A 25460-nucleotide genomic window follows, 5' to 3' on the forward strand; every position below is an offset into this window, starting at 1 on the left:
GAGTTTATATTGGTTATAAACCAATGCAAAACCGGTTTTGCATTGGTAAAGTAAAAATAGGTATTATTTTTACAAATAAAAATTTATTGGGTACTTTCTCTAATAATTAACTCAGAAGGGATAATAATGTCGTCAAAAGGCTTTTTATGATCATTAATTTGTCCTAATAGTGTAACAACGATTTGTTTAGCTATTTCTTCGATAGGTTGCCTCATACAAGAAATTGTAGGCAAATTCAATTCAAAAATCTCATGATCATCGAAGGTAATCATGCCATAATGCTTATGCTTCTTATTGGCTTTTAAAACTTTTAAGGCCGATACACAAAGATAATTTGTACTAAAATATAAAGCATCAAAAGAATTTTCACTTAAAAAACTATCAATCATCGCTTTTCGACTATCCCCCACCAAATTATAAGGAATCTGTAGAATATCTTCCGTACTATTATTGCTATCTACAACTTCGCGATAACCTCTAAGTCTATCCAACATTTGAACTTGCTTTGAATCAATTGTTATCATACCTATTGATTTATAGCCACATTCAAATAAGTACTGAACAGCCCTTTTACTGGCGGAATAATTATCTGTACCGATATAATTTGTTTCCAGAGATGGGATCCTTCTATCAAATACGACTAGTGGAAGTTTAGTGTCTATTAGCTTTTGAACCTGTTCTTCTTGTCCCAAAGTAGGTGCCATTATTATACCATCCACATACTTATCCAGCATTGTATCTAAGATAGTATTCGCTAGTTTTTCATCATTTAAAGTGCTACTATATAATACATGATAATTGTATTTGCGTAAATATTCTTCAATATACAAGGCAATAGGACCAAAAAAAGAATCGCCAATATTCTCTACGATGAGGCCAATAGTACGTGATTTGCCTGTTGCTAAACTCTTGGCTAGCGCATTGGGTTTATATCCTATAGAATCAACATAATCCATTATTCGCTTCGCAAGTGCTTCACTAATCCTACCTTGCTCCGCCTTGCCATTAATAACGAGGGAAACTGTAGACTTAGAAACATTTAATTTAGCAGCAATCTCTTTAATAGACATACACAAGCAAATTTATTTAATATAGGAATACTCAAATATCCTAATTTATATCCTAATATTGAATTCATATGCCTTAAAAAGGCAAAAACTATCGATAATAAACTACATCTCATAGTATATCTTCATATGATAAACTATGAGATGTATATAATTTTGATTTTATGAAAATCTATATTGAGACAGCAACTTGCGATATTATACAATTTATTATTCATGAATAAACTTCATGTCACTCGTAATTATACTACGGTAATTAATTAACTATAACAACTACTTAATTCTATTATATTTGCATTTATTGTTATGGAAAAAAAAATCGTTTTTAATATCAGCGATGATGCTAAGTTTAATCAGGTAGCTCTAGCCGTATTCAGGCATCAAGCAGAGACCGTTGAAGTCTATAAAAAATATATTAATTACTTAAAAATAAATGTAAATAGCATCTCTACTTACCGTGATATTCCGTTTTTACCCATACAATTTTTTAAAACGCAAAATATCTTAGAGCAAGGTTTACAACCGCAGATTACCTTTACGAGTTCTGGTACTACTGGCATGATCAACAGTCAGCATCATGTGCCTGAGCTAAGCTGGTATGAAGAAAGCTTTAGAAAGGCTTTTGAGTTATTCTATGGCAGTATTAAAGATATAGCTATACTGGCCTTACTCCCCAATTATCTTGAGCGCGAGGGATCTTCTTTGATTTATATGGTTGATGATCTTATCAAATCTTCAGAACAAACAGAAAGTAATTATTTCCTTTACAATCACAAGGAGCTATTTGAAAGCTTGTCATCCCTAAAAACGAAAGGTACAAAAACGATATTGATAGGAGTTACTTATGCCTTATTAGATTTTATTGATACCTATAAGTTAGATTTTCCAGAATTGATAGTCATGGAAACTGGTGGGATGAAAGGAAAGCGAAAAGAAATGATTCGTGAAGAACTTCATCAACTATTATGCGATGGGTTTGGGGTTTCAAAAATACATTCTGAATATGGCATGACCGAATTACTATCACAGGGATATTCAAATGGCGATGGGCTATTCCAGACACCTCCCTGGATGCGCATTTTGATTCGCGATACGAATGACCCATTAACACTATTAGACGATACAAAAACAGGAGCTATCAATGTTATTGATTTAGCTAACTATCACTCTTGTTCATTTATTGCAACACAAGATTTAGGTAAATTCCATCCCGATGGCACTTTTGAAATTCTTGGCCGCTTTGACAATGCAGATATTAGAGGCTGTAATTTATTGGTTCAATAAGCAAAACCCTTTTATTTTTAGTAAATTTGCAGTAATTTAAAGTAGCCTATATGAGTTTAGAAAAGCAATTACAAGACAGGAGTAACCATCAATGTGAGTTATGCAACAGCACAGACAGTCTATCCATTTATGAAGTTCCTCCTACTTCAAATGCCAATATAGACAATTGCATTTATGTATGTAACGAATGTAAGTCTCAAATAGAAAAAACAGAGCAACTAAATCCAGAACACTGGAAAGTACTTAGTGATACAATGTGGTCTGAGTCACCTGCCGTTCAAGTAGTAGCATGGCGCATGCTTAGCCGATTGAGAAATGAGGGTTGGGCATCAGACAATTTGGACATTCTATATTTGGACGAAGAAAATTTAGAATGGGCAAAAAAAACAGGAGATCATGAAAATGAAGGTACTGTAGAATTTCACCAAGATTCAAATGGAGCAAGATTATACGAAGGAGATACCGTAGTATTAATCAAAACACTGGACGTAAAAGGATCTAGTTTATCTGCAAAATTAGGTACTGTAGTTAAGAATATCCGTTTAGTACATGACAATGTTGAACAAATAGAAGGAAAGGTTGAAGGGCAAACAATCGTAATCCTTACAAAATATCTTCGCAAAGGATAATCCCAAACCTTTGCATATTATCACTCTATTTTATCTCAAAACAAAATAGAGTGATATTTTTTTTCTAAAAAAGATAATTATTATACTTTCATTATCTATATTTGCTATACAGAAGTAACAAGTGTTTAATAAAAAGAAATTTACTTCACTATGAAGACAGATATTTTTGTGTATATCGAAAAATATTGAAAGAAAAATACTCAATCACAAAATTAGATTTTGTCTGCTGATTACTTTTTTGAATATGAACCTTTAAAATCAGATGATTTTTATAAGTTTTTCATAGACCTAAATATTATAAACTGTGTTAGAGAAAAAAAAGCTGAAAAACAGAAGACTATTAATCTCATTCTTAATGATTACAGCGTTATTAAGCTTAAGTATTTTAATAATCTATCATTATAATAAGTACAATCAAGTTGAGGATAGGATAAATACAGCTTATTCAGCTTCAAATTTTCAATCCTCTACATTGTACAAATTATTCTCCACTTTTAGTGAGGCAGATTATATTTTTAGAATGTATGCCATAAATTTTAAGGATGAGGATTATAACTTATACCGTCATAAACTAGACTCTGTAAAAATTGTAATTGATTCACTAGCATCGATACCAATCTCTAATAAAGCGATAAAACAAAAAACCGTTAACGATTTAGCTTTAACAACAGAATATTTATTATTAAAAAAACAAGTAGATCATCTTGTAATCTATGCAAAAGACACCATGGCTTACATCGTTGATATCGAGTCAAAAAATGCTTTAGAAAGACCTAACATACAATTACTACAACCTGATTCTATCATTAAAAGTATTCTAAATGACACCTCATTGTACCTAACTGATGTAGATCCTAATTTCAATAGTAAAGAAAGCATATTTAAGCGTGTATTTACCGCAAAAAAGAGATCTCTCATCCCAACAGATAATCCCGAAAGATACCATTCTGATCCTGCAGATATTACTTTTAGAAATAATTTAGAAAAACTAATTACACATAATAAAAATATATATAACGATAATCTAAATCAATTAAAGGCTAATTTTGAAAAATTACAAGCAAAAGAAAGGCAATTATTATTTGCAAACTTCACCCTATTGAACAGCTTAAAAATTGGAATTGAAAGACTTCGGAATTTAGAATTTGATAACTATAAAAAGAATCAAGAAACAGATTTTTTACTCTATAATAAAAACACAAAAACGATAAGAAACCAACTGATTGCAGCTATATCGCTAATGATTTTAATGATTATCTTAATTATCGGTTATCAACGTCAAGTTTATTATTATGAATTGAAGCTGATCAAAGAAAAAGATTATGCCGACAAAATAGCAGAAGAAAAAACGAGTGTATTGGCTAATATTAGTCACGAAATTAGAACACCCTTAAATTCATTAAAAGGATTAGTAAATATCTTAAAAAATAATAACTCAGCTAATCTTATAGATAAAGAAATAATACATTCTGTGGATCATGATATAACTATCATAAATAGTACTATCAATGATATATTAAGCCTTAGTAAATTAGAATCTGAATCATTGCAGATTATCAATGATCAAATAAATATTTATAATCTTATAGAAGACGTAATTGCATTGCATACCTACCAAGCTAAGACAAAAAAACTACAACTAAATAATATAAACAGACTTCCAATATCAGCTTCAATATACTCTAATTCATTCAGGATAAAGCAATTATTATCAAATCTTATTAGTAATGCTATTAAATATACAGACAAAGGCCATATAAATGTAATCAGTGAAATCATAAATAAAGATACCCTTATTGTAAAAGTTGAAGATACAGGAATAGGCATTAGCAAAGAACATAGCGATCAGGTATTTAGAAAGTATTATATCGCTGAAAATAAAGGTAAAACTGGAGGATTCGGTTTAGGATTATACATTTCAAAAATATTATCTGAACAAATAGGAGGTAAATTATATTTCGAAAGTACCATAGCGTGCGGTACTACGTTTACCTTTGAGCTACCGCTATCGAGCATTAAACAACACGACTTAGATAAGATTACTATTCATAAAATTCAAGAAATTCCTGAATCAATTCATATCGTATTTATTGATGATAGCAAGATTAATTTATTCTTCATACAACAACTTTTCAGGGACAAGAAAAATATAAACCTTTTCTTAGATGTATCAACAGCTCACGCCTACATCAAGAACAATCATACTGATATTGTTATAACAGATATACATATGCCGCGAATTACGGGATGGGAAATATTAAACATCATTAAAGAGGATGAAAATCTAAAGCACATAAAAGTATTTGCGCATACTGCAGATCCTCTTTTAATAGAAGATAAAAAAAATAAATATCAATTTGATGGTGTTATCAACAAGCCTATTGATGAGGATGATCTTGTATATGCCATCATGAATACATAAGATTACAAATCGACTGGATAATATATTTTACCGTAAGAAGTTAAGTGGTTTAAATCAATACTCTTTTCAAAGATTCCGAAAACCGAAGATCCTGACCCAGACATAGATGCGTACAATGCTCCTTCTTCATATAATTTATTTTTTAATGCTCCAATTAGCGGATATTTCTCGAAAATACCCAGTTCAAAATCATTAATAATATGGTATTTCCATTCTTGTATAGGTAATTGGATTGCTCTTCTGAGGTCAGAGGTAGGCATTTGTGGTATTACATTTTGATAAGCCTCTGCTGTTGAGATGTGTATATCAGGCTTAATAATTACTATGAAATACGTAGACAAATCAACATCAACATGCTCAAAAGTAGTACCTATACCTGACGCATAAACCGCTTTATTTTCGATAAAAAATGGACAATCAGCGCCTAATTTCTCTGCATAACTCTTTAACTGATCTACCGTAAGCCCTAATTGTTGCTGTTCATTAATTGCTTTTAATACAAATGCTGCATCCGAAGAGCCTCCACCCAAACCGGCACCAATGGGTATATTTTTTAATAAATAAATAGATTGAGGTTGTATCTCAAAATCAGCTCTCAATAGATCATAAGCTTTCTCACACAGATTTTTACCCTGATCAGGGATATTAAGGCCCACCGTTTCAAAAGAAAATGTATCCGCTGAATGCAACTCCAATACATCATACAATTTTACCGGATAAAAAACGGTTTCGAGATTATGATAACCATCTAATCTTTTCTCCGTAATTAATAAGCCTAAATTTATTTTAGCATTTGCAAATGAAATCATAGAAGCAATTTAGTAATAAATCCGATTAAGGCAAAGAACAATACTTAATATTTACAGCATACAAAAGCTATTCGTAAAATCAAATTTGCAGAATTTAACCATAAAATAATATAAAAAAAAGCTTCCGTGGCACAACTTTTTTTTACCTTTATCTTATGAATAATTATGCTGTATTGTTCGATATGGATGGCGTTATATGTCATACGAACCCCTATCATGCTAAAGCTTTCGAAGCTTTTTTTGATAAATATCAAATATCGTATACCGAAAAAGAATTTGAGGAGCATATGTATGGTAAACATAATAGCCATATTATGACTTATTTTTTTAAAAGACCTATCCATGGCGAAGAGCTTATGCGATTTGAGCATGAAAAAGAAGCATTATTCAGAGAAATATATCGTGACAAAGTGGAAACCATTCCGGGATTTATTACCTTTCTAGATGCATTAAAAGCTTATGGTTTCAAAACTGCCGTTGCTACATCTGCTCCTAGAGCCAATATGAATCTGATTATCGATAAACTTGGGATTCGTAATAAGATGGATTCCTTAATGGCTAGTGAAAATGTAACCTTACATAAACCACATCCTGAGGTTTATCAACATACTGCCTCAAATGTTGGTGTTCTACCTGAAAATGCTCTTGTTTTTGAAGATTCCTTTTCTGGCATCACTGCAGGGCACAATGCAGGCATGAAAGTAGTCGGCGTATTGAGTACACATAGAAAAGATCAATTACCTCCTTGTAGCTATTACATCAATGATTACACGGAGATAACAGTAGAAATAGTATTGGAGATACTACGGAAATAACATGCAAGAAGCCTTAGCGCTCATCAGCAGCCCTTTGGGTTGGGTAATATATTTCTCCTGTGCGATTCTTATTGGCATGTCAAAAGCTGGCATCCAAAACATAGGAGCTTTAACGGTACCGTTATTCGCTTTATTATTTGGCGCAAAATATTCCACCGGTATTGTACTTATCCTCCTATGCATTGCCGATCTTGTAGCAGTAATATACTATCGTAAAACTTTTTTATGGAATGAGGTAAAGAAATTACTTCCCTTAGCATTTGTAGGGCTATTGGCGGGCCTTTTCATTGGTAATTACATTGATGATAAGTCATTTAAAACAATAATGGCTATTTGCATTATAATAGGCTTACTTATTATGTTGTTTTTTGAAAGCATAAACCAAAATAAACAGGCCACTATCGTTAATAAGAAATGGTATTCACCCATATTTGGATTTATACTTGGTATATCCACTATGATTGGAAATGCTGCTGGACCAGTATTATCGGTCTATATGCTATCCAAAAGATTAGATAAAATATCATTTGCTGCCACCTCCGCTTGGTTTATCATCCTATTGAATGTCACGAAGATTCCATTACAAGCATTCGTATGGAAAAACCTCAGTTGGTCTGGTTTTTACTTAAATCTAATGGCGATTCCATTTATCCTTATTGGAGGATATATAGGAATTAAACTCGTCCAAATACTACCCGAAAAATTGTACAAAAACAGTATTAAAATTTTGCTTTTTATTTCATGTATTATTTTACTTATTACTTAATTAAATAACAATATTGATGTGGCTATCATGGTTTTTTCATAAAATGCTAAGTGATCATTCAATCTTTTAAGCACATCCGCGCTACATCAAAAATTAATAGTATTTAATTACATGATCTCTTAAAAAAAACTAGCTATCTTTGTTAATAATGAACGTAGAGAATTTATTAGAACGAGCACTGCATTTTGAATTTCTTTCTAAAGAAGAAGGAATGTTTTTGTACAACAATGCTTCTACAGCTGATCTGGCTTTTGTCGCTAACGAACTTCGTAAAATTCAAGTTCCTCATGGCAAAGTCACTTGGCAGATTGATAGAAATGTAAATACTACGAATGTATGTATTGCAAACTGTAAATTTTGTAACTTCTTTAGAAGACCAGGTCATGAGGACAGCTATATCACAGATATAGAAACGTATAAGCAAAAAATCGAAGAAACTTTTAAATTAGGAGGTGATCAACTACTATTACAAGGTGGTCATCATCCAGATCTAGGAATTAACTTCTATGCGACCCTTTATAAACAATTGAAGGAGTTGTATCCCAATCTCAAACTTCACTCTCTAGGGCCTCCTGAAATAGCGCATATAGCAAAATTAGAAGGTATGTCGCATCTGGAGGTATTAACTACGCTCAAAGAAGCTGGCTTGGACTCGCTACCGGGTGCTGGAGCAGAAATTTTAAACGATCGTGTACGTCGCCTGATTTCTAAAGGTAAATGTGGGGGGCAAGAATGGTTAGATGTCATGCGCGCAGCACACAAAATCAACCTTCCTACTTCAGCGACTATGATGTTTGGGCATATTGAAACGATCGAAGAAAGATTTGAACACTTAGTTTGGATCCGTGAAGTACAGGCAGAAAAACCCGACGGAAATTATGGATTTATAGCATTTATACCATGGCCATTTCAAGATGATGGTACCTTGCTTAAAAGGTTAAGAGGTATATCTAATAATGTAACGGGAGACGAATATATTCGTATGATTGCATTAAGCAGAATTATGTTGCCGAATATAAAAAACATTCAAGCCTCATGGCTTACAGTGGGAAAACCTGTAGCGCAATTATGTCTACATAGTGGTGCTAATGATTTTGGATCTATTATGATTGAAGAGAATGTCGTTTCTGCGGCAGGTGCTCCTCATCGTTTTACATCAAAATCAATACAAGATTCAATTAAAGAAGCTGGTTTTGAACCTCAACTGCGTACGCAAACATATAAATTTAGAGAGATTCCTGAATCTATGGTTGAACAAGTAATCAATTACTAAGTGAAAGATATTCAGTTAAATATTGAAGCATTAATTTTCTCTTCTGAAGAAGGGATTTCGGCACAAGAAATTAAACACGTCCTACAAGACGGTTTACTCATTACCATCAATAAAGATGAGGTTCTTGTATTCATAGATAGCATTAAAAATAAATACGAAAGTGAAGATTCTGTATTCTCACTTAAGATGATCAACAATAAATATCAACTTTTAACAAAAGAATCTTACCATGATGTGATTAATCAATTACAAGCACATCGTGATCGTAAAAAATTAAGTCAGTCTGCATTAGAAACATTAGCCATTATAGCCTATAGACAGCCTATTACGAAATTAGAGGTTGAACAGATCAGAGGGGTAAATTGTGACTATTCGATACAACGATTATTAGAGAAAGATTTAATTAAGATTACTGGAAAAGCAGAAAGTATTGGTAAGCCCCTACTCTATGCAACAAGTGATCAATTTATGAACCATTTTGGTATTAATTCGGTAAAGGATCTTCCACAACTAAAAGATATTATTAACGAAGAAAACAGTATAGGAGAAATTGTAGAATAAGTATGCAAACACTAACTATATAACACTGACTGTCAATGTTATATTTTTTAAAAAAAATTTTATCTTTTCAATTTCTTATCTAATTTTACAACTTGAAATATTACTAGAAAGATAACATTAAGATTATGAATGTGAGTGTAGAAAATGTTGAAATTGATGAGGAATTTATTAATTTCAATGGTCCTGAAGACGACTCGGATGATTTTGAAAACGATGATTTCGACTTAGAGATTGATGCTACAATTGGTGGTTTTGATGATTTTGATGATGAAGATGATTTCTAATCTAGAGAAAAGGCATTATTTACCAATTTAACAACAAAAAAGGCGATTAAAAATTTAATCGCCTTTTTATTACTTTTTATGTAATTGCTCGTAAAGATCAATTACTTTCTTTTGTAATTCAATCACTTCTACTTCTCTATTCTGAAGCTTTTGTGATAAATCATTCACTAAGTCTAATTTTTCTTTATCTTCTTCTGCTTCAGATGTAGATAATAACTGAACTAATGATAGTTCAAAAAGCTTAGAAATCTGGTTAAGACGTGATAAATTCACATCTGTAATCCCTGTTTCAATCTTCGAAAATGCAGGAATGGAAATATCCAATCGCTTTGCTACATCCTCTTGACTCCACCCCTTTTGGTGTCTGAGTAATCTAATTTTTTTTCCTAAAGTATTCATTTGGTAAATGTTATTATTAATTACTTCAAAAGTAAATAAAATATTCAAAATAAAAAACAATTTAAATAAAAATTATTTTACTATAGAGAAAAACTTGTCAGAAAAACTTAACATATTTACACCGCTATAATTATTGGAACTCATAAATAACATGTTAAAATGTTGATTATCAAAACTCTCAACATATGATATCAAATCATTAACATTCGAAATAACCAGTAAATCGTCATGATTAAAATTAAACTTAATTACATTAATAATATTATCTAAATCAATATTTTTTTCCCTAATAATACTTTTGTTAACAAATACTATAGCCGAATCCGATTCTTCCATAGTTTTATTATATTGCTTTATTTTATCTGTATCAAGGACATCATAAGGATTTAACTCAATTATTGTTAACAATTTTGAGGCCGGGAATTGTTCTTTTACCGCATGAATACTAGCCTTTAATTTGAATGGTGTATGTGCAAAATCTTGATAAACTACAGATTCTCCATCACTCGCCACGAACTCCAAATATCGTATTGAGCTTTTAAAATCTTTAATAGCATGATAAAACTCATCTCTTTTAACACCCAACCACTCACATACTGTATAGGCTCCAGCTATATTAGAGAGGTTCTGTTTACCTATTATTTGCAAAGGAATAACTTCTTCACCAACATGTACAAAGGTAACACCTTTATTTATAGAATACATAGGGATTTTATACCCATGTCTATTTATCTTACATCCTTTGGTATGAGATAGCAGACTTTGGATATTTTGATCTTCTTTGTTATACACAAGCGTACCTTTAGGTACAATTGTATCTACAAATCTTTCAAATTGATTCAAATAATCCTCTTCACTAATAAGCATTTTAAAATTATCCCATTGAATATTACTTATCAATGCAATATTTGGGTTATAATAATGAAATTTTGCATGATCATCTATGGAAGAAGCATAAAATTCATCCCCTTCAATCAAAATAACAGGTGAATTGGCAGTTAACTTAATTAAAGAATCAAACCCTTCCAACTGAGCACCTATCACGTAATCAAAATCCTTCCCAAGCTTGCGCAAAACGTGCATAATCATACTTACAATCGTTGTTTTTCCGTAAGTACCGGCAATAACAACCCTAATTTTATTTATCGATTGCTCATAAATAAACTCAGGAAAGGAGTATATCTTAACATTTAACTCTTGGGCTTTCAATAATTCCGGATTATCAGCCATAGCATGTTTACCCAAAATTATAGCATCCAAGTCTGTGGTTATTTTTTCAACATCCCATCCTATTTGCGTAGGCAACAATCCAACTTCTTTCAATTTAGATTTTGAAGGCTCAACAATTTGGTCATCAGAACCCGTTATCTGATGCCCCATCTTAGCCAAGCTAATAGCTAAATTGTGCATCACACTCCCGCCTATTGCAATAAAATGTATTCGCATTGGTTATTGTTTTACAAACTTGGCAGCACACCAATTATCCATCACTTTATTTTCTTTAAAGATGATGTTTAAACTTTCACATTTATCCTTTAAAATCTGTAAATCTTGATCTTCGTAAAAACCACTTAAATATAATTCACCTTTAGATTTCAACACAGCGGCGTACGTTTCTAATTGATCTAATAAGATATTGCGATTGATATTAGCAATAATAGAATCAAACATCTCTGCCCCAATAGCTTCTTTAGAACCTAATCTAGCTTCAATATTAGTGACATTATTCAATTCTCTATTTTCAATCACACTATCAAAACAAATAGAATCAAAATCTATAGCTACGACAGATGCAGCCCCACGTTTAGAGGCTAAAATAGCTAAGATACCTGTGCCACAACCCATATCAAGAACTCTCTTTCCCTTAAAATCATTTTCAAGGATATAAGAAAGCATCATAGATGTGGTCTGATGATGACCTGTACCGAAAGACATTTTGGGATCAATAACAATTTCGTAATCATAGCTTGGTAGTGCTTCATGAAAGGTTGCTCTCACATAGATCCTATCATCCACTATGATTGGATTAAAATTACTCTCCCAAAGAACATTCCAATTCTGTTCTTCGATATCTTCAATTTTATAGTCAAGTTGATATCCATCAACTTGACTTAATAATACTGTTTCTAAAGCTTGAATATCTAGATTCGAACTAGGGATATAAGCTGAAAACCCATAATCCTGGTCCTCAAAAGTATCAAAACCTACTGATCCTAATTCATCAATAAGTAAGTCCTTTTGCCATTCTTGGATATCCGAACTAAAAAAATTTACTACTGTATATTTCATTTTAAGCGTTAAATACTTTCACTATTTCTAAGAAATCACGTGATTTCAAAGATGCACCACCGATCAAACCACCATCAATATCTTTTTGTGAAAATAAAGTCTGTGCATTCGAAGGATTACAACTACCACCATACAAGATTGTCGTTGACTCTGCCACTTCTTCACCGTATTTTGCAGCAACTACTTCACGAATAAAGGCGTGAACTTCTTGCGCTTGCTCTGGAGAAGCCGTAAGTCCTGTTCCAATCGCCCATACTGGCTCGTACGCTAATACAACTTTAGCAAATTCTGCAGCCTCTAAATGGAAGATTCCATTTTCCAATTGCGTTTTGATAACATCAAAGAAACGACCTGATTCACGTTCTTCTTTCGTTTCGCCAATACAGAATATAGGCGTTAAACTATGTTTTAAAGTTACATTTACTTTTTCTGCTAATATTGCATCTGTTTCTCCAAAATAAGCTCTACGCTCAGAGTGACCTAATATTACGTAATTAGCGCCTACAGATTTAACTTGTGATGCGGAGATTTCTCCTGTATAAGCTCCTGATTCAGCTTGGTAAATATTTTGTGCCCCTACAGCTACATTACCAACTGTTTCGGCCAATTTGCCTATTGTATTTAAATGGATAAATGGAGAGCAAACAACAACCTCTTGTTTACCGATTACTTCATCTTTAACCATGTTCACAATCTCTGAAAAAAGACTTACTCCTTCTTCGAAATTCAAATTCATTTTCCAGTTTCCAGCGACAATATTCTTACGCATAATATATTTATTTAGTGTTGATTATTTTCTCTTAGTTCTTTCGTATCCTGATGAATATAGCTTAATATCATCATATCATGATCTGTTAATTTTTCTTTCTTCAACAATGCTTTACGTTTCATCATATCTTCAAAACGAGAAAAGAGATACGTCTCACATTTATGATCTGTCAGCCAACAAAAGTCAGGTACAAATTTCGGAATAAATTTTGACATTGCAACCTGCGCTCCAACACCAATAATTGTTCCTGTCGTAAGCATGGAATGAATACCCAACATTACCTGATCTCCAATCACAACACCACACTTTTGTAGGGTAGTATCACGAAGTCCATTGATAGCATAATCGTACAGCTTTACTGTACTCCAATCATTTTTTAGGTTAGAATTTGTTGTACCTGCACCCAAGTTACAACCCTCCCCCACAACAGCACATCCCAAATAGCCAGCATGACCTTTGGCAGAATTTCCCCATATTACGACATTGTTCAACTCTCCTCCTACCGTAGAAAACTCTCCTATTGTAACATTCGGATAGATAACAGCGCCGGATTTCACCCTACAATTTGCACCGATTGAAACAGGGCCGTAAATGACTACATTGGGTTCTATGACGGCGCCCTCACCGACATAAATCGGTCCTTTGGTCGTATCCAACACAGCTCCATTTATAGCTGTATTTTGTGCTATATATAAATCATTACCGATAATGGTATTAGTTGAACTAACCTCATTAGGCTTAATATTCATGAGCTGCAAATCAAATAAAATTTGTGATGCATTATTTAGGAAAATATCTTCAGGAAATAAAATTCTATTTACATCTCCTTGAAGCTCTACTTTTTCGTAACCTTCTAATGTTTCCGCATTAAAATGAGCTCCCTGCCCCACCTTAACAGCAATCCACTCTCCTGCCTTATCTACTAACTGCTGATTTAAGGTTAATGAACGTAATGCCTCAAGGAGGCTATCATTAGGTAAAACAGAACCCTTTATTACCAACAGCTCCCTATCTGAAAAGGTATTTATAGAAAATTTGTCTCTTAAGTAATCGACTGTAAGATAAGAAACATCAGTATTGAATATCGATTCCCATTTTTTGTTTATCGTCAGTATACCGACACGCAAATTGCCGATAGGTCGCGTAGCAACTAAAGGCAACAAATGATTACGTGCAATCAAATCATCAAACAATACAACAGAAAATACCATACCCTAAAAATACAAAAAATCCCGATAATTGCTTATCGGGATTTGTACCTATATTATAATATAGATTATTTCTTGTTGTAACGAGTACGGAATTTATCAATACGACCTGCTGTATCAACCAATTTCATTTTACCTGTATAGAAAGGGTGTGAAGTATGAGAAATCTCCAATTTTATTAATGGATATTCAGTACCATCTTCCCAAGTTATCGACTCTTTAGTATCTACACATGATTTAGTTAAGAAAGCATAGTCATTTGACATATCTTTGAAAACAACTAATCTGTAGTTTGATGGATGTAAATCTTTTTTCATTTTATCTTATGATTACTATATATTCTACTAACAATTGAGGTGCAAAGATAATTTATTTTATAGATAAATACAAAATAAAACTTATCCACATTGATAATTTTTCTCCACCTCTATTACGGTTCCGATTTAGTCTACAAAAATAGGTATTATTTGACATATAAAGAACATAAAAAAGCGAATTTGTTTATGCTTTTTGCTATTTTTGCAGACTATTTAGAATAATTCATAAATCATGAGTATTGCATTATCCGAACAGGAACTACAACGCAGACAAAATCTTCAGGGAATAATCGACTTGGGTATCAATCCTTACCCAGCCGAAGAATTCGAAGTAAATGTAACTGCCGAAGATATATTAGAAAACTACGAAAGAGACAAAATCAATTATAAGAGCATTCGTATCGCTGGCCGTATTATGAGCCGTCGCATCATGGGTAATGCTTCTTTTATAGAGATACAAGATTCTACAGGTCGTATTCAAGCTTATGTAAAGCGTGATGACATCTGCCCTAATGAAGATAAGACTTTTTACAATACCGTATTCAAAAAATTATTGGATATAGGTGATATCATAGGTATTGAGGGCTATGTATTCACGACTCAGACGGGTGAAATTTCTATTCACACAGAAAAACTTACTGTTTTAACCAAATCTTTACGTCCGTTACCAATTGTTAAGGAAGCGGAAGGAAAAACATTTGACGCATTCACAGATCCAGAGCAACGCTACAGAATGCGTTATGTAGATTTAATCGTAAATGCTCAAAACAAAGATATTTTTGTAAAACGTACGAAACTATTCAATGCTATGCGTCATTTCTTTAATGAAGCTGGCTATATGGAAGTAGAGACGCCTGTTTTACAAGCGATCCCTGGTGGAGCGTCAGCACGACCATTTATCACACACCACAATGCATTAGATATCCCTTTATACCTACGTATCGCGAATGAACTATACCTTAAGCGCCTGATTGTAGGTGGTTTTGATGGTGTATACGAGTTCTCTAAAAACTTCAGAAATGAAGGAATGGATCGTACGCATAATCCAGAATTTACGGCAATGGAAATATATGTTGCCTACAAAGACTACAACTGGATGATGGACTTTACGGAGCGTCTATTGGAATATTGTGCTATTACTGTTAACGGTACTTCAGCAGCTACATTTGGTGAACACCAAATTGACTTCAAAGCACCGTATCCTCGTGTTACTATGACAGATGCTATTAAGCAATTCACTGGATTTGACATCACAGGCAAATCGGAAGAAGAGCTTCGCGAAGCAGCTAAAGGCATGGGTATCCCTGTTAATGAAACAATGGGCAAAGGCAAGTTAATAGATGAAATATTCGGAGAGAAATGCGAAGGTAACTTTATTCAACCTACTTTCATCACGGATTACCCTATTGAAATGTCACCATTGACCAAGAAACATAGAGACAATCCAGCGTTAACAGAGCGCTTTGAATTAATGATTTGCGGTAAAGAAGTAGCGAATGCTTATTCAGAACTTAATGATCCTATCGATCAACGCGAGCGTTTTGAGGAACAATTACTTCTATCTGCAAAAGGAGATGATGAAGCTATGTTTATCGATCAAGATTTCTTAAGAGCATTAGAATATGGTATGCCTCCTACCTCAGGATTAGGAATCGGTATGGATAGACTTATTATGTTTTTGACAAATAACGCTTCTATCCAGGAAGTATTATTCTTCCCGCAGATGCGACCTGAAAAAACAGAGCCTGTTGTAGAGTTGAATGATGACGAAAAAATTATTTTAGCAATTTTATCGACAGATGAAATTTCATTATCTGAAGCTAAAGAAAAATCAGGATTGAGTGGCAAAAAATGGGATACAGCATCAAAAGGCCTTCGTCAAAAAGATTTAATAAATATTATAGTTGATGGAGACAATAAATACATTGTCAAAAAATAATCACTATTAATATAATAGTAAAAGGCGATCTATAATAGATCGCCTTTTTTTAGCGTTTTTCTTCCAACATATTTTGGAGATCCTCTCTTAACTTCTCGTAAGAAGAATCTTTCTCTATCCTCTTCCAAGTCATATAAGCATGTACAAGTTCGCCATTTGATAATATGGGCTCTAAGGTTTTCTGATATAATACATCCCCTTCAAAATCTAATTTCCGTAACAATTTTGCACCCATCCAATTTGGATATAAAGAAGTCTCGATATGATAGATTACGCATGCTGCTTCATTGTCTACAGCATACTTACCCGAAAATGCAATATAGGTATTCAATCTATTTCTTAATTCTTCATCAGAGGCAATCATCCGGTCTTCAGAGACAAAATGCTGCGCATCATCAGCAGTGATTTGGACAGACATAAAACCATCAGGATTATAAATCAAAATACCTTTAGGCATTTTTCCGACAGGAAAGTAAGAATCAACACCATCTATTGGCACTTCTATATAAGATAGTAGCTTCCAGCTACCTATAATTTCATTTTTTATGGAGGACATTCGATTATTTTCTTTTAATTAAAACGTCTGAATTATAAAAATAGTTTGTCATCAATTGACAAATCACATCTTTTTACACTAAACAATATATTCTTGATATAAAGCAATAAATATAACATTAATAAAATACATGATATTATAAGAACATTTTTAAATAATTAACGCGTCCAAATCATAAACCTCAATTTTTACGTATTTTTACATTGTATTAATTACTCATTAAAGTTAAAAAAATATGACCTGCCCCTGTGGAAATACTATAGAATTTGAAAACTGTTGCCAAAAAATACATACCGACCCAAGCTGCGCCCAATCTGCCGAAATGCTCATGCGTGCACGTTATAGTGCTTTTGTAAAGCATGAAATAGATTTTATATATAACACATTTCATCCGAGCACACGTCATTTCCAGGATAAAAAAGATATTCAACAGTGGGCAATATCATCCAAATGGATGAATTTAGAGATCTTAAAATCTACAGATACTATTGTTGAATTCAAAGCACATTATTTGGATCAGTATTTAGAAACCCAAATACACCACGAAAGATCTACTTTCAAAAAAGATCAAGGAATATGGTATTATGTAGATGGTATAATATTACCATAACAACTATTAATGCAAACTTAACATCCAATTAATATATTGATAATTATTGACAATTATATTTGTATAGTTAAAATATATAATATGATTAAAGATTTAGAATTTGCAGTACTAGAGCACATCACTGAACCAATAGAATGGTTGTACGATGGCGACGATTATGTTGTTTTAGAAGACTAAAGCATCCATTTACTTAAGTTTTAGTACTTAAGTAATTCACTTTGTATAATACAGTATACTACTATATATTAAAATACAAAAGGCTAATCCGAAGATTAGCCTTTTATTATTTTGAACACTTACTATTTTAATTACTAAAGTAAGCGCGTACATTTTTACCTTCAACCCAGTTCATATAGGCTCTATTTACTACTTTGTTACCACCAGGAGTAGGATAATCACCTGAGAAGTACCAATCACCTAGATGATCAGGACATGCAGTATGTAAATTATCAAGTGTTTGGAAAATAACTTTCAATTCGGCTTTCAAATTCACTGGACGAACGATATTCGATATTTCTTCGGATACCTCTTCATAGGTGAATGGTTCATAGATTGCCTTTACGTAATTCTCAATCTCATCTTTCGGTTTAGCTATTGAAGCTACACATTTTTGATATACTTCTTCGATAATATGCGCTAAGCCCTTACGTCTTAATAAATTGATTGCCGCCTCAAAAGCTACAAACTCACCCATACGGGACATATCAATACCATAACAATCAGGGTAACGAATCTGCGGTGCCGAAGAAACAACAACAATTTTCTTAGGATTTAAGCGGTCCAATATTGTTAATATCGACTGTTTCAATGTCGTACCACGTACGATAGAATCGTCTATAGCTACGATAGTATCAGTATGATCTTTTACAATACCATATGTCGTATCGTACACATGCTGAACCATATCGTTACGATCGGCGTCTTGTGTAATGAATGTACGCAATTTGGCATCTTTGATATTCAATTTCTCAAAACGCGGATGAATACTTAAGATATCATTCAATTCGTTATCAGATATTTTCTCATCACGGTTTAATAAAATCTCCTTTTGATAATCACGTACATATTTATTCATTCCTTCCATCATACCGTAGTAAGAAACTTCGGCTGTATTAGGAATAAATGAAAATACTGTATTCTTTATATCGTTATTTATAGCACTTAATACTTGTGGACACAATAATTTACCTAAAGTCTTACGCTCTTGATAAATATCAGCATCAGAACCTCTAGAGAAGTAGATACGCTCAAAAGAACATGATTTTTGCACTTCTGGCTGTCTAAACATTTCCTCAGTAATAGTACCATCTTTCTTCGCGATCAAAGCATGTCCAGGCTTGATTTCTTTGACAGCACCTAATGGGATATTAAATGCAGTTTGAATCACTGGTCGCTCAGATGCTACGACCAATACTTCATCATCTTGGTAATAAAACGCAGGACGTATACCTGCAGGATCACGCATTACAAAAGCATCACCATGCCCCATAATACCTGCGATAGTATATCCACCATCCCAAGTTTTTGCGGAACGCGTTAATATTTTAGCGACATCAAGGTTTTTACCTATCTGCGCAGATATCTCCATATTTGAATAGCCGTCTTTCTTAAATTGATCAAAAAGCTCTTGATTTTCATCATCTAAGAAATGACCTATTTTCTCTAAAACGGTCACGGTATCAGCCTGCTCTTTTGGATGCTGTCCCAGGTCATATAATTGCTGTAGTAACTCATCAACATTAGTCATGTTAAAGTTACCTGCTACAACTAGATTTCTGGTCATCCAATTATTTTGTCTCAAAAAGGGATGACAACTTTCGACACTATTTTTTCCATGTGTACCATAGCGCAAGTGTCCCAACAGCACTTCTCCTGTAAAGCTCACATTATCCTTAAGCCATTGTGTTTCTTTAGATTCTATAGGATGTGCTTTCTGAACCGCAGCAAATTTCTTTTGAACGTATTCAAAAATATCGGCTACAGCAGTAGATCCCATAGCTCGATAACGGCTTATGTAACGGTTACCTGGCTTAACATCAAATTTAATAGTAGCAATACCTGCTCCGTCTTGACCACGGTTATGTTGTTTCTCCATAAGAAGATACAATTTATTAATTCCGTAGTAAGGGGTACCATACTTTTCTTGGTAGTAAGATAGAGGTTTTAGTAGTCTGATTAGTGCGATTCCACACTCATGTTTTATAGCGTCACTCATAGCTTGAATTGATGGCACAAAGGTAACAAAATTCACTTTGTTATTAATCACCTCTATACTTTTTTACAAAAAAAAAGAGGAATTGACAAAATATAATAGTAATATTTGAAACAAAACACTGAAAACCAATACATAACAACCTTATACATAGGGGATAATAAAAAATACATCTACTTTGCTATTGAGCGATAATCCTACGCCAAAAGGCACTAAATATTAATAATAATAAACAGCGATCTGTATTTTACCGACCGAACTCCAGGTATCGTATGGGTATAATCATATAACTAAATCTTATAGCGAAAGCTAAAAATGAGAAATAAACATGGCAACTGTAGCTGCTTATTTATAATAACTAACCTACATAAGCTTAAAATGTCTATGGCTATTTTTGAAAGCACACTCTATACTAGGTCAGATCAATAGTTAGATATAAAAAATCTAGAGCTCCTACAGAATAAATGAGGAGCTCTAGTATAATAACACACCTTTAGATACTTCTGCTAAATACATTCAGCATTGGAATTTTAGAGATATCAAAAATTAAGCCATTTTTTAACATTAAATAACATTTTCAACACAATAAAATTAAACCAACTAATTATCAACACTATATATAAATAGTCCACATTCCAAAAAAACACATAATGCGATTTAACAAGTCCATTTAAAAAAGTATACTTTTTTAGTATAAAATCAATAATATACCTGTAAAACATTGACAAATAAACAACTAAGACATGTAATCAAGTTTTATTTTATACCTAAAAAAACTCGGCCCTGAACAGGACCGAGCTATCATAATTTAGAACGAAAAGTGTAGGTAAATTAATAAGATAATTTTTCTCCATGTTGCGACTCATCCAACCCAACCTCTTCTTCCTCTTCCGTAACACGTAACGGCGTTATCAAATCCGTAACTTTTAATAAAATAACTGCGAATACTAATATAAAAATAGCAGTACCTATTAGACCTATAATATGTGCTTTGAATAACGTCGTTTCTCCATAAAACAATCCATTATTTTCAACTGCAGAATTTATCGCTTTATTAGCAAAAACACCTGTCAAAATCATACCCACCATACCACCAATGCCGTGACTAGGAAATACATCCAATGTGTCATCTACTTGAGATTTTGTTCTCCATTCTATACATAGACGACTTACTATAGCTGCTACGGATCCAATCACTAATGAATTAGGGACTGTTACAAAACCCGCAGCAGGTGTGATAGCAACCAATCCGATTACAATACCAATACAAACCCCTAACGCTGATGGCTTAATACCACGAGCTGCATCAAAGAATATATAAGTTAACGCCGCTGCACCTGATGCTGTAGACGTCGTTGCTAATGCTGTAGCTGCCAATTCTGTCGCTCCAAAAGCAGAACCCGCATTGAAACCTACCCAACCAAACCAAAGCATACCAGTTCCTAATAATACGTAGGTAATACGAGCGGGAGTATGATCTTTAAAATGCTTCCCTTGTTTCAAATAAATGGCCGCCACTAAAGCCGTCAATCCAGCAGACATATGTACAACAGTACCACCTGCAAAATCCAAAACCCCCATTTTGAATAAAATTCCGTCTGGATGCCAGGTAGCGTGTGCTAAAGGGGCATATATAAAAATAAAGAACAGGCAAATAAACAAAACGTAAGATGTAAATTTAATGCGCCCCGCAACAGCACCTGTAATTAAAGCGGGCGTGATAATAGCGAATTTCAGCTGGTATATTGCGAAAAGGGTAAATGGAATAGTAGGTGCCCCTCCCCAAGGTTTACCATCTAATACATTATTAAACATAAAAAATGTCATAGGGTTACCAATAATACCGCCTAAAGAATCTCCAAATACTAATGAAAATCCAAATACAACCCACAAAACTGCAACTACAGCCATAGAAATAAAACTCTGTAACATGGTAGAGATAACATTTTTCTTTTTCACCATACCACCATAAAAATAGGCTAAACCTGGCGTCATAATCAATACTAATGCTGTAGAAGCTAACATCCATGCCACATCTGCTCCATTATATTCATAATTTTTAGTAAAATTAGGTAGAGATGAGTTAAATAATGCTACAAAAACAAGAATAAGCATCAATAAAATAGGTAAATATGATTTTTTTCCAGATAAACTCATGTATTTTTGATTAGATTTTTAAATTATACCCAAATTAACATGTTTGAAAATTAAAAAACAACAATATTTTGATTTTTTTCTATAAAAAAAACATTTAATTGAAAAAAACCATAAAAAAAAGGTAAAAATGATATCAAAAACAACATTTTGTTATACAATCACTAAAATGTATATTTAATAAGTGAAAGAATTATTTAAAATATACAAGATTGGTCATTTAGATGCTTTACACATCGCAGAAATTGACAATTCTCCACATCAACATAATTTTGAAGAACTCATAATTGGTATAAAGGGCAGATTAGAGCATTTTATTGATTATAATACCCAATATTATGACGCTCCATTTATTTCTTTTGTTACAAAAGGAAAAATACACCGTATTCAGCCTCATATCTTAAACAATGAGTGTGACTTTTGGGTAATTCGTTTTAAAAGTGAGTTTATTCCAGACATCACCTTTCAATTGTACAACTATTACCATGATCAAGCTAATATTTCACTCGTTAGCGATAAACAGTTTGACAGACTAAATCGACTATGCCAATTTATATACGAGGAAATGCAAAATCATCATCCCAATCTAGGTACCGTAAGAGACCTCCTCTCTGCCCTATTTTCTATGATTGAAGAAAGACGTATGAATCTTGTTGAAAACAGTAATAAAATATTGACGAATCAGAATAAAACATTTCAAAACCTCCTTGCTATACTTGAAGAAAACTTCCGACGATCTGATGGAGTTACCTTTTATGCCGAAAAATTATTCACCAGCACAAAGACATTAAATACGATAACCCAGAACATATTACACTTAACCGTTTCCGAACTTATTGAAACAAGAAAACTTGTAGAAGCCAAAAACCTACTCTTTACAACAGAAATGACGATTTCGGAAATTGGCTACGAAATTGGCTATAGTGACAAAGCATACTTCACCAGTGTGTTTAAAAAGAAATCCGGACAGACACCTACAGAATTTAGAGAAGATATGAAGAAAATTATTTCCTAATCTTTATACATTTTCGCCAAAATTTCATACTTACCACAAACTACTTATACTGATATTTGTAATAATATAATAACATATTGAATTGAACAATGGAAAATATGAATAGAAAACAGTTTTTAGTTGCAGCTGCAGCATTACCGCTTACAGGAGCAGCGTTCAAACTGAGCTCTCTTAATAAGTTCTCTAGCGAATTGCCCGAAACGAGCAAAATGCCTGTTCTATTTTTAGGACATGGTAGTCCAATGAATGCTATCGAAGAAAATGAATTTGTAAAGGGGTTCCGCACTATCAGCAGTCAAATAGAAAAACCTAATGCTATCCTTGTTATATCTGCGCATTGGGAGACAAAAGGAACCTATGTTACAGCCATGGAAAACCCACAGACTATTCATGACTTCGGTGGATTTCCACAGGCTTTATTTGATGTACAATACCCAGCTCCAGGGTCTCCAGACTTGGCCCTATTAACAAAAGAAATAGTTACTTCGACAGATATACACCTTGACGACAAATGGGGTTTGGACCATGGATCTTGGTCTGTTATCAAGCACCTATACCCAAACGCTGATGTTCCCATCATACAAATGAGTATTGACTATACAAAGCCGCCTTCCTATCATTATGCACTAGCCAAAGAGTTAGCAGCACTACGCAGAAGAGGAGTATTGATCGTTGGCAGCGGTAACAATGTCCACAATCTACGTATGATTTCATGGCAACATCTCAATACAGCAGGATTTGCATTCGATTGGGCTAAATATGCTGATGAAAAAATGAAGGAATATATTAGAGATGGTAACCATCAACCTTTGATCGATTATCATCTACAAGGAAAAGAGTTTCAATTAGCTATACCCACTCCTGAGCATTATATGCCTATGATATATGCATTAGCACTTCAAGATAAAGAGGAAGAAATTAATATTTTCAACGACCAAGCAGTAGCTGGCTCATTAGCGATGACATCATTTAAAATAGGATAACTCATAAATAAATAGCGTAATAAATAATTACGCTATTTACTAAACAGTCTACTCCACAAAGAAGAGCCAAAATAAACCAAACACCTATCTGCTTCTATTTTTGTGGGATATATTTTTATATAATTATGTTGTCCTAATTTACCTCGTCCAGTTTTAAGATCAAAACTATGCCTATGAAAAGGACAAACAATCTGCCCATCTTCACACCAGCCATCAACCAATGGCGCACCAGCATGAGGACAGCTTTTGGAAAAAGCTACCCATTTGTCATCATTAAATACTAAGCAAAAACTCCTCCCTTCAATATTCAACAACTGAACACGACTACGAATAGACATATATTTGACGGGAATTTCATACCAAGGCATAGTTTAAATGTAAGCAAATTCTTTCAAAAATTTATGCTTAATAATTATAATTATTGCGTTATAAAAGATACTTTGCTTATAGATTTATAAAAAACTTTAAGAGAATTGGAGATATATTAATTCATCTACAGTCCAAACGCATTGTAAAGGCTCGTGAATTAGCTTAACTTTTTAACGTCAGCCTATGTGACATTTGTCGCGATAACAAAAACTTAGAATAATCTGGCGCACCTATTATTGATGAAGCTGGCAGTGGCTACAGCTTAGCCGATAGCTACATCTTCAAACCTGATACTCTTGGATATCCCGAAAATCATTATCGAAAATATAGAGGATGCTCAAAGGGATGAAAAGATATTTGCTACCCCTTAAAATACGATTTGTAATGACAGCTAAAAAAGCAACCTCTTTTTTTATGGCACAGCATCCTTTTGCTACATTATTTTTAAATGAGGAGGTTACGTTGAAAATTTTAAGTAAAATGTTAGTGCAAAAGAATATTACAACCACACAAATTTATATTAAAATACTCAACAAAAAAGTTGGTAAAGGCATGTTAAAAGGTATCACATAAATTCAAAGGTTTGGAATAGTCTTCTGTTTGGCAACTATAAATCAATTAAATAAAGTTTTTAAAATTTAATATTTTTTCGCATTTTTAGTTTTAATAAACTATTTATTCTATTATACCAATCAATAAGTTTAAATTAAAATGAAAAAATTCCATCCAT

At 33.1% G+C, this 25460-nt stretch carries 25 protein-coding genes; 13 read left to right on the forward strand and 12 right to left on the reverse strand.

Annotated elements, in window-relative coordinates:
• Positions 1 to 83: 83 nt before the first annotated feature.
• On the reverse strand, positions 84 to 1070 hold the full coding sequence (locus IP023_RS01120; RefSeq protein WP_241788404.1) for a LacI family DNA-binding transcriptional regulator: 987 nt from the start codon (positions 1068 to 1070) through the stop codon (positions 84 to 86).
• Between the two features lie 303 nt (positions 1071 to 1373).
• Between IP023_RS01120 and IP023_RS01125 the strand changes: the two genes are divergently transcribed.
• From IP023_RS01125 to IP023_RS15865, 3 genes are all read left to right on the forward strand, one after another.
• Entirely contained in the window at positions 1374 to 2351 is a 978-nt protein-coding gene (locus IP023_RS01125; protein ID WP_241788405.1) for a LuxE/PaaK family acyltransferase, read from the forward strand.
• A 50-nt stretch (positions 2352 to 2401) separates the two neighbouring features.
• On the forward strand, positions 2402 to 2980 hold the full coding sequence (locus IP023_RS01130; RefSeq protein ID WP_241788406.1) for a PhnA domain-containing protein: 579 nt from the start codon (positions 2402 to 2404) through the stop codon (positions 2978 to 2980).
• A 304-nt stretch (positions 2981 to 3284) separates the two neighbouring features.
• Positions 3285 to 5402 carry an ATP-binding response regulator gene (locus IP023_RS15865; protein WP_241788407.1) on the forward strand — a complete coding sequence of 706 codons (2118 nt, stop codon included), beginning with the start codon at positions 3285 to 3287 and terminating at the stop codon, positions 5400 to 5402.
• A 2-nt stretch (positions 5403 to 5404) separates the two neighbouring features.
• On the opposite strand, the gene ispE is transcribed toward IP023_RS15865, so the two are convergent.
• Positions 5405 to 6211, reverse strand: a complete 807-nt coding sequence (gene ispE, locus IP023_RS01140) for a 4-(cytidine 5'-diphospho)-2-C-methyl-D-erythritol kinase (protein WP_241788408.1) — start codon at positions 6209 to 6211, stop codon at positions 5405 to 5407.
• A gap of 155 nt (positions 6212 to 6366) precedes the next feature.
• On the opposite strand from ispE, the gene IP023_RS01145 reads away from it, so the two are divergent.
• The 5 genes from IP023_RS01145 to IP023_RS01165 all read left to right on the forward strand — a co-directional run bounded on the left by IP023_RS01145 (position 6367) and on the right by IP023_RS01165 (position 9910).
• A complete protein-coding gene (locus IP023_RS01145; RefSeq protein WP_241788409.1) occupies positions 6367 to 7026 on the forward strand; it encodes an HAD family hydrolase in 660 nt (219 codons plus the stop codon).
• A 1-nt stretch (position 7027) separates the two neighbouring features.
• On the forward strand, positions 7028 to 7792 hold the full coding sequence (locus IP023_RS01150) for a sulfite exporter TauE/SafE family protein (RefSeq protein ID WP_241788410.1): 765 nt from the start codon (positions 7028 to 7030) through the stop codon (positions 7790 to 7792).
• A 148-nt stretch (positions 7793 to 7940) separates the two neighbouring features.
• The gene (locus tag IP023_RS01155; RefSeq protein WP_241788411.1) at positions 7941 to 9065 is read left to right on the forward strand and encodes a CofH family radical SAM protein; all 1125 of its coding nucleotides are present in this window, start codon (positions 7941 to 7943) and stop codon (positions 9063 to 9065) included.
• Positions 9066 to 9626 (forward strand): SMC-Scp complex subunit ScpB, encoded by a 561-nt coding sequence (gene scpB, locus IP023_RS01160; RefSeq protein WP_241788412.1) that lies wholly within the window; start codon positions 9066 to 9068, stop codon positions 9624 to 9626.
• Between the two features lie 125 nt (positions 9627 to 9751).
• Positions 9752 to 9910: a hypothetical protein gene (locus IP023_RS01165; protein ID WP_241788413.1), complete on the forward strand. Its 159-nt coding sequence runs from the start codon at positions 9752 to 9754 to the stop codon at positions 9908 to 9910.
• 69 nt (positions 9911 to 9979) lie between these two features.
• On the opposite strand, the gene IP023_RS01170 is transcribed toward IP023_RS01165, so the two are convergent.
• The 6 genes from IP023_RS01170 to IP023_RS01195 form a co-directional block, all read right to left on the reverse strand.
• Positions 9980 to 10309 carry a helix-turn-helix domain-containing protein gene (locus tag IP023_RS01170; protein WP_241788414.1) on the reverse strand — a complete coding sequence of 110 codons (330 nt, stop codon included), beginning with the start codon at positions 10307 to 10309 and terminating at the stop codon, positions 9980 to 9982.
• Between the two features lie 72 nt (positions 10310 to 10381).
• Positions 10382 to 11755 (reverse strand): Mur ligase family protein, encoded by a 1374-nt coding sequence (locus IP023_RS01175; RefSeq protein ID WP_241788415.1) that lies wholly within the window; start codon positions 11753 to 11755, stop codon positions 10382 to 10384.
• A 3-nt stretch (positions 11756 to 11758) separates the two neighbouring features.
• Positions 11759 to 12598: a 50S ribosomal protein L11 methyltransferase gene (gene prmA / locus IP023_RS01180; protein WP_241788416.1), complete on the reverse strand. Its 840-nt coding sequence runs from the start codon at positions 12596 to 12598 to the stop codon at positions 11759 to 11761.
• 1 nt (position 12599) lies between these two features.
• Positions 12600 to 13367: a triose-phosphate isomerase gene (gene tpiA, locus IP023_RS01185; RefSeq protein ID WP_241788417.1), complete on the reverse strand. Its 768-nt coding sequence runs from the start codon at positions 13365 to 13367 to the stop codon at positions 12600 to 12602.
• Positions 13368 to 13378: 11 nt separating this feature from the next.
• A complete protein-coding gene (locus IP023_RS01190) occupies positions 13379 to 14578 on the reverse strand; it encodes a putative sugar nucleotidyl transferase (RefSeq protein WP_241788418.1) in 1200 nt (399 codons plus the stop codon).
• 65 nt (positions 14579 to 14643) lie between these two features.
• On the reverse strand, positions 14644 to 14892 hold the full coding sequence (locus IP023_RS01195; protein ID WP_241788419.1) for a type B 50S ribosomal protein L31: 249 nt from the start codon (positions 14890 to 14892) through the stop codon (positions 14644 to 14646).
• Positions 14893 to 15124: 232 nt separating this feature from the next.
• Between IP023_RS01195 and lysS the strand changes: the two genes are divergently transcribed.
• Positions 15125 to 16831, forward strand: a complete 1707-nt coding sequence (gene lysS / locus IP023_RS01200) for a lysine--tRNA ligase (RefSeq protein ID WP_241788420.1) — start codon at positions 15125 to 15127, stop codon at positions 16829 to 16831.
• A 49-nt stretch (positions 16832 to 16880) separates the two neighbouring features.
• Here lysS and IP023_RS01205 read toward each other — a convergent pair whose 3' ends face one another.
• Entirely contained in the window at positions 16881 to 17387 is a 507-nt protein-coding gene (locus IP023_RS01205; protein WP_241788421.1) for a lipocalin-like domain-containing protein, read from the reverse strand.
• A 235-nt stretch (positions 17388 to 17622) separates the two neighbouring features.
• On the opposite strand from IP023_RS01205, the gene IP023_RS01210 reads away from it, so the two are divergent.
• Positions 17623 to 17997 carry a YchJ family protein gene (locus tag IP023_RS01210; protein WP_241788422.1) on the forward strand — a complete coding sequence of 125 codons (375 nt, stop codon included), beginning with the start codon at positions 17623 to 17625 and terminating at the stop codon, positions 17995 to 17997.
• Between the two features lie 304 nt (positions 17998 to 18301).
• Here IP023_RS01210 and IP023_RS01215 read toward each other — a convergent pair whose 3' ends face one another.
• Positions 18302 to 20212 (reverse strand): amidophosphoribosyltransferase, encoded by a 1911-nt coding sequence (locus IP023_RS01215; protein ID WP_241788423.1) that lies wholly within the window; start codon positions 20210 to 20212, stop codon positions 18302 to 18304.
• A gap of 828 nt (positions 20213 to 21040) precedes the next feature.
• Positions 21041 to 22366: an ammonium transporter gene (locus IP023_RS01220; RefSeq protein WP_241788424.1), complete on the reverse strand. Its 1326-nt coding sequence runs from the start codon at positions 22364 to 22366 to the stop codon at positions 21041 to 21043.
• Positions 22367 to 22547: 181 nt separating this feature from the next.
• Here IP023_RS01220 and IP023_RS15870 point away from each other — a divergent pair, with 181 nt between their 5' ends.
• Positions 22548 to 23378 carry a helix-turn-helix domain-containing protein gene (locus tag IP023_RS15870; protein ID WP_241788425.1) on the forward strand — a complete coding sequence of 277 codons (831 nt, stop codon included), beginning with the start codon at positions 22548 to 22550 and terminating at the stop codon, positions 23376 to 23378.
• A gap of 98 nt (positions 23379 to 23476) precedes the next feature.
• A complete protein-coding gene (gene ygiD / locus IP023_RS01230) occupies positions 23477 to 24361 on the forward strand; it encodes a 4,5-DOPA-extradiol-dioxygenase (protein WP_241788426.1) in 885 nt (294 codons plus the stop codon).
• A 32-nt stretch (positions 24362 to 24393) separates the two neighbouring features.
• Here the strand turns inward: ygiD and IP023_RS01235 are convergent, their stop codons facing one another.
• Positions 24394 to 24729, reverse strand: a complete 336-nt coding sequence (locus tag IP023_RS01235) for a Rieske (2Fe-2S) protein (protein ID WP_241788427.1) — start codon at positions 24727 to 24729, stop codon at positions 24394 to 24396.
• 385 nt (positions 24730 to 25114) lie between these two features.
• On the opposite strand from IP023_RS01235, the gene IP023_RS01240 reads away from it, so the two are divergent.
• On the forward strand, positions 25115 to 25303 hold the full coding sequence (locus tag IP023_RS01240; protein ID WP_241788428.1) for a site-specific integrase: 189 nt from the start codon (positions 25115 to 25117) through the stop codon (positions 25301 to 25303).
• The last annotated feature ends 157 nt before the right edge of the window (positions 25304 to 25460 follow it).

This window comes from Sphingobacterium rhinopitheci, assembly GCF_022627575.1.
GTDB classification, from domain to species: domain Bacteria; phylum Bacteroidota; class Bacteroidia; order Sphingobacteriales; family Sphingobacteriaceae; genus Sphingobacterium; species Sphingobacterium rhinopitheci.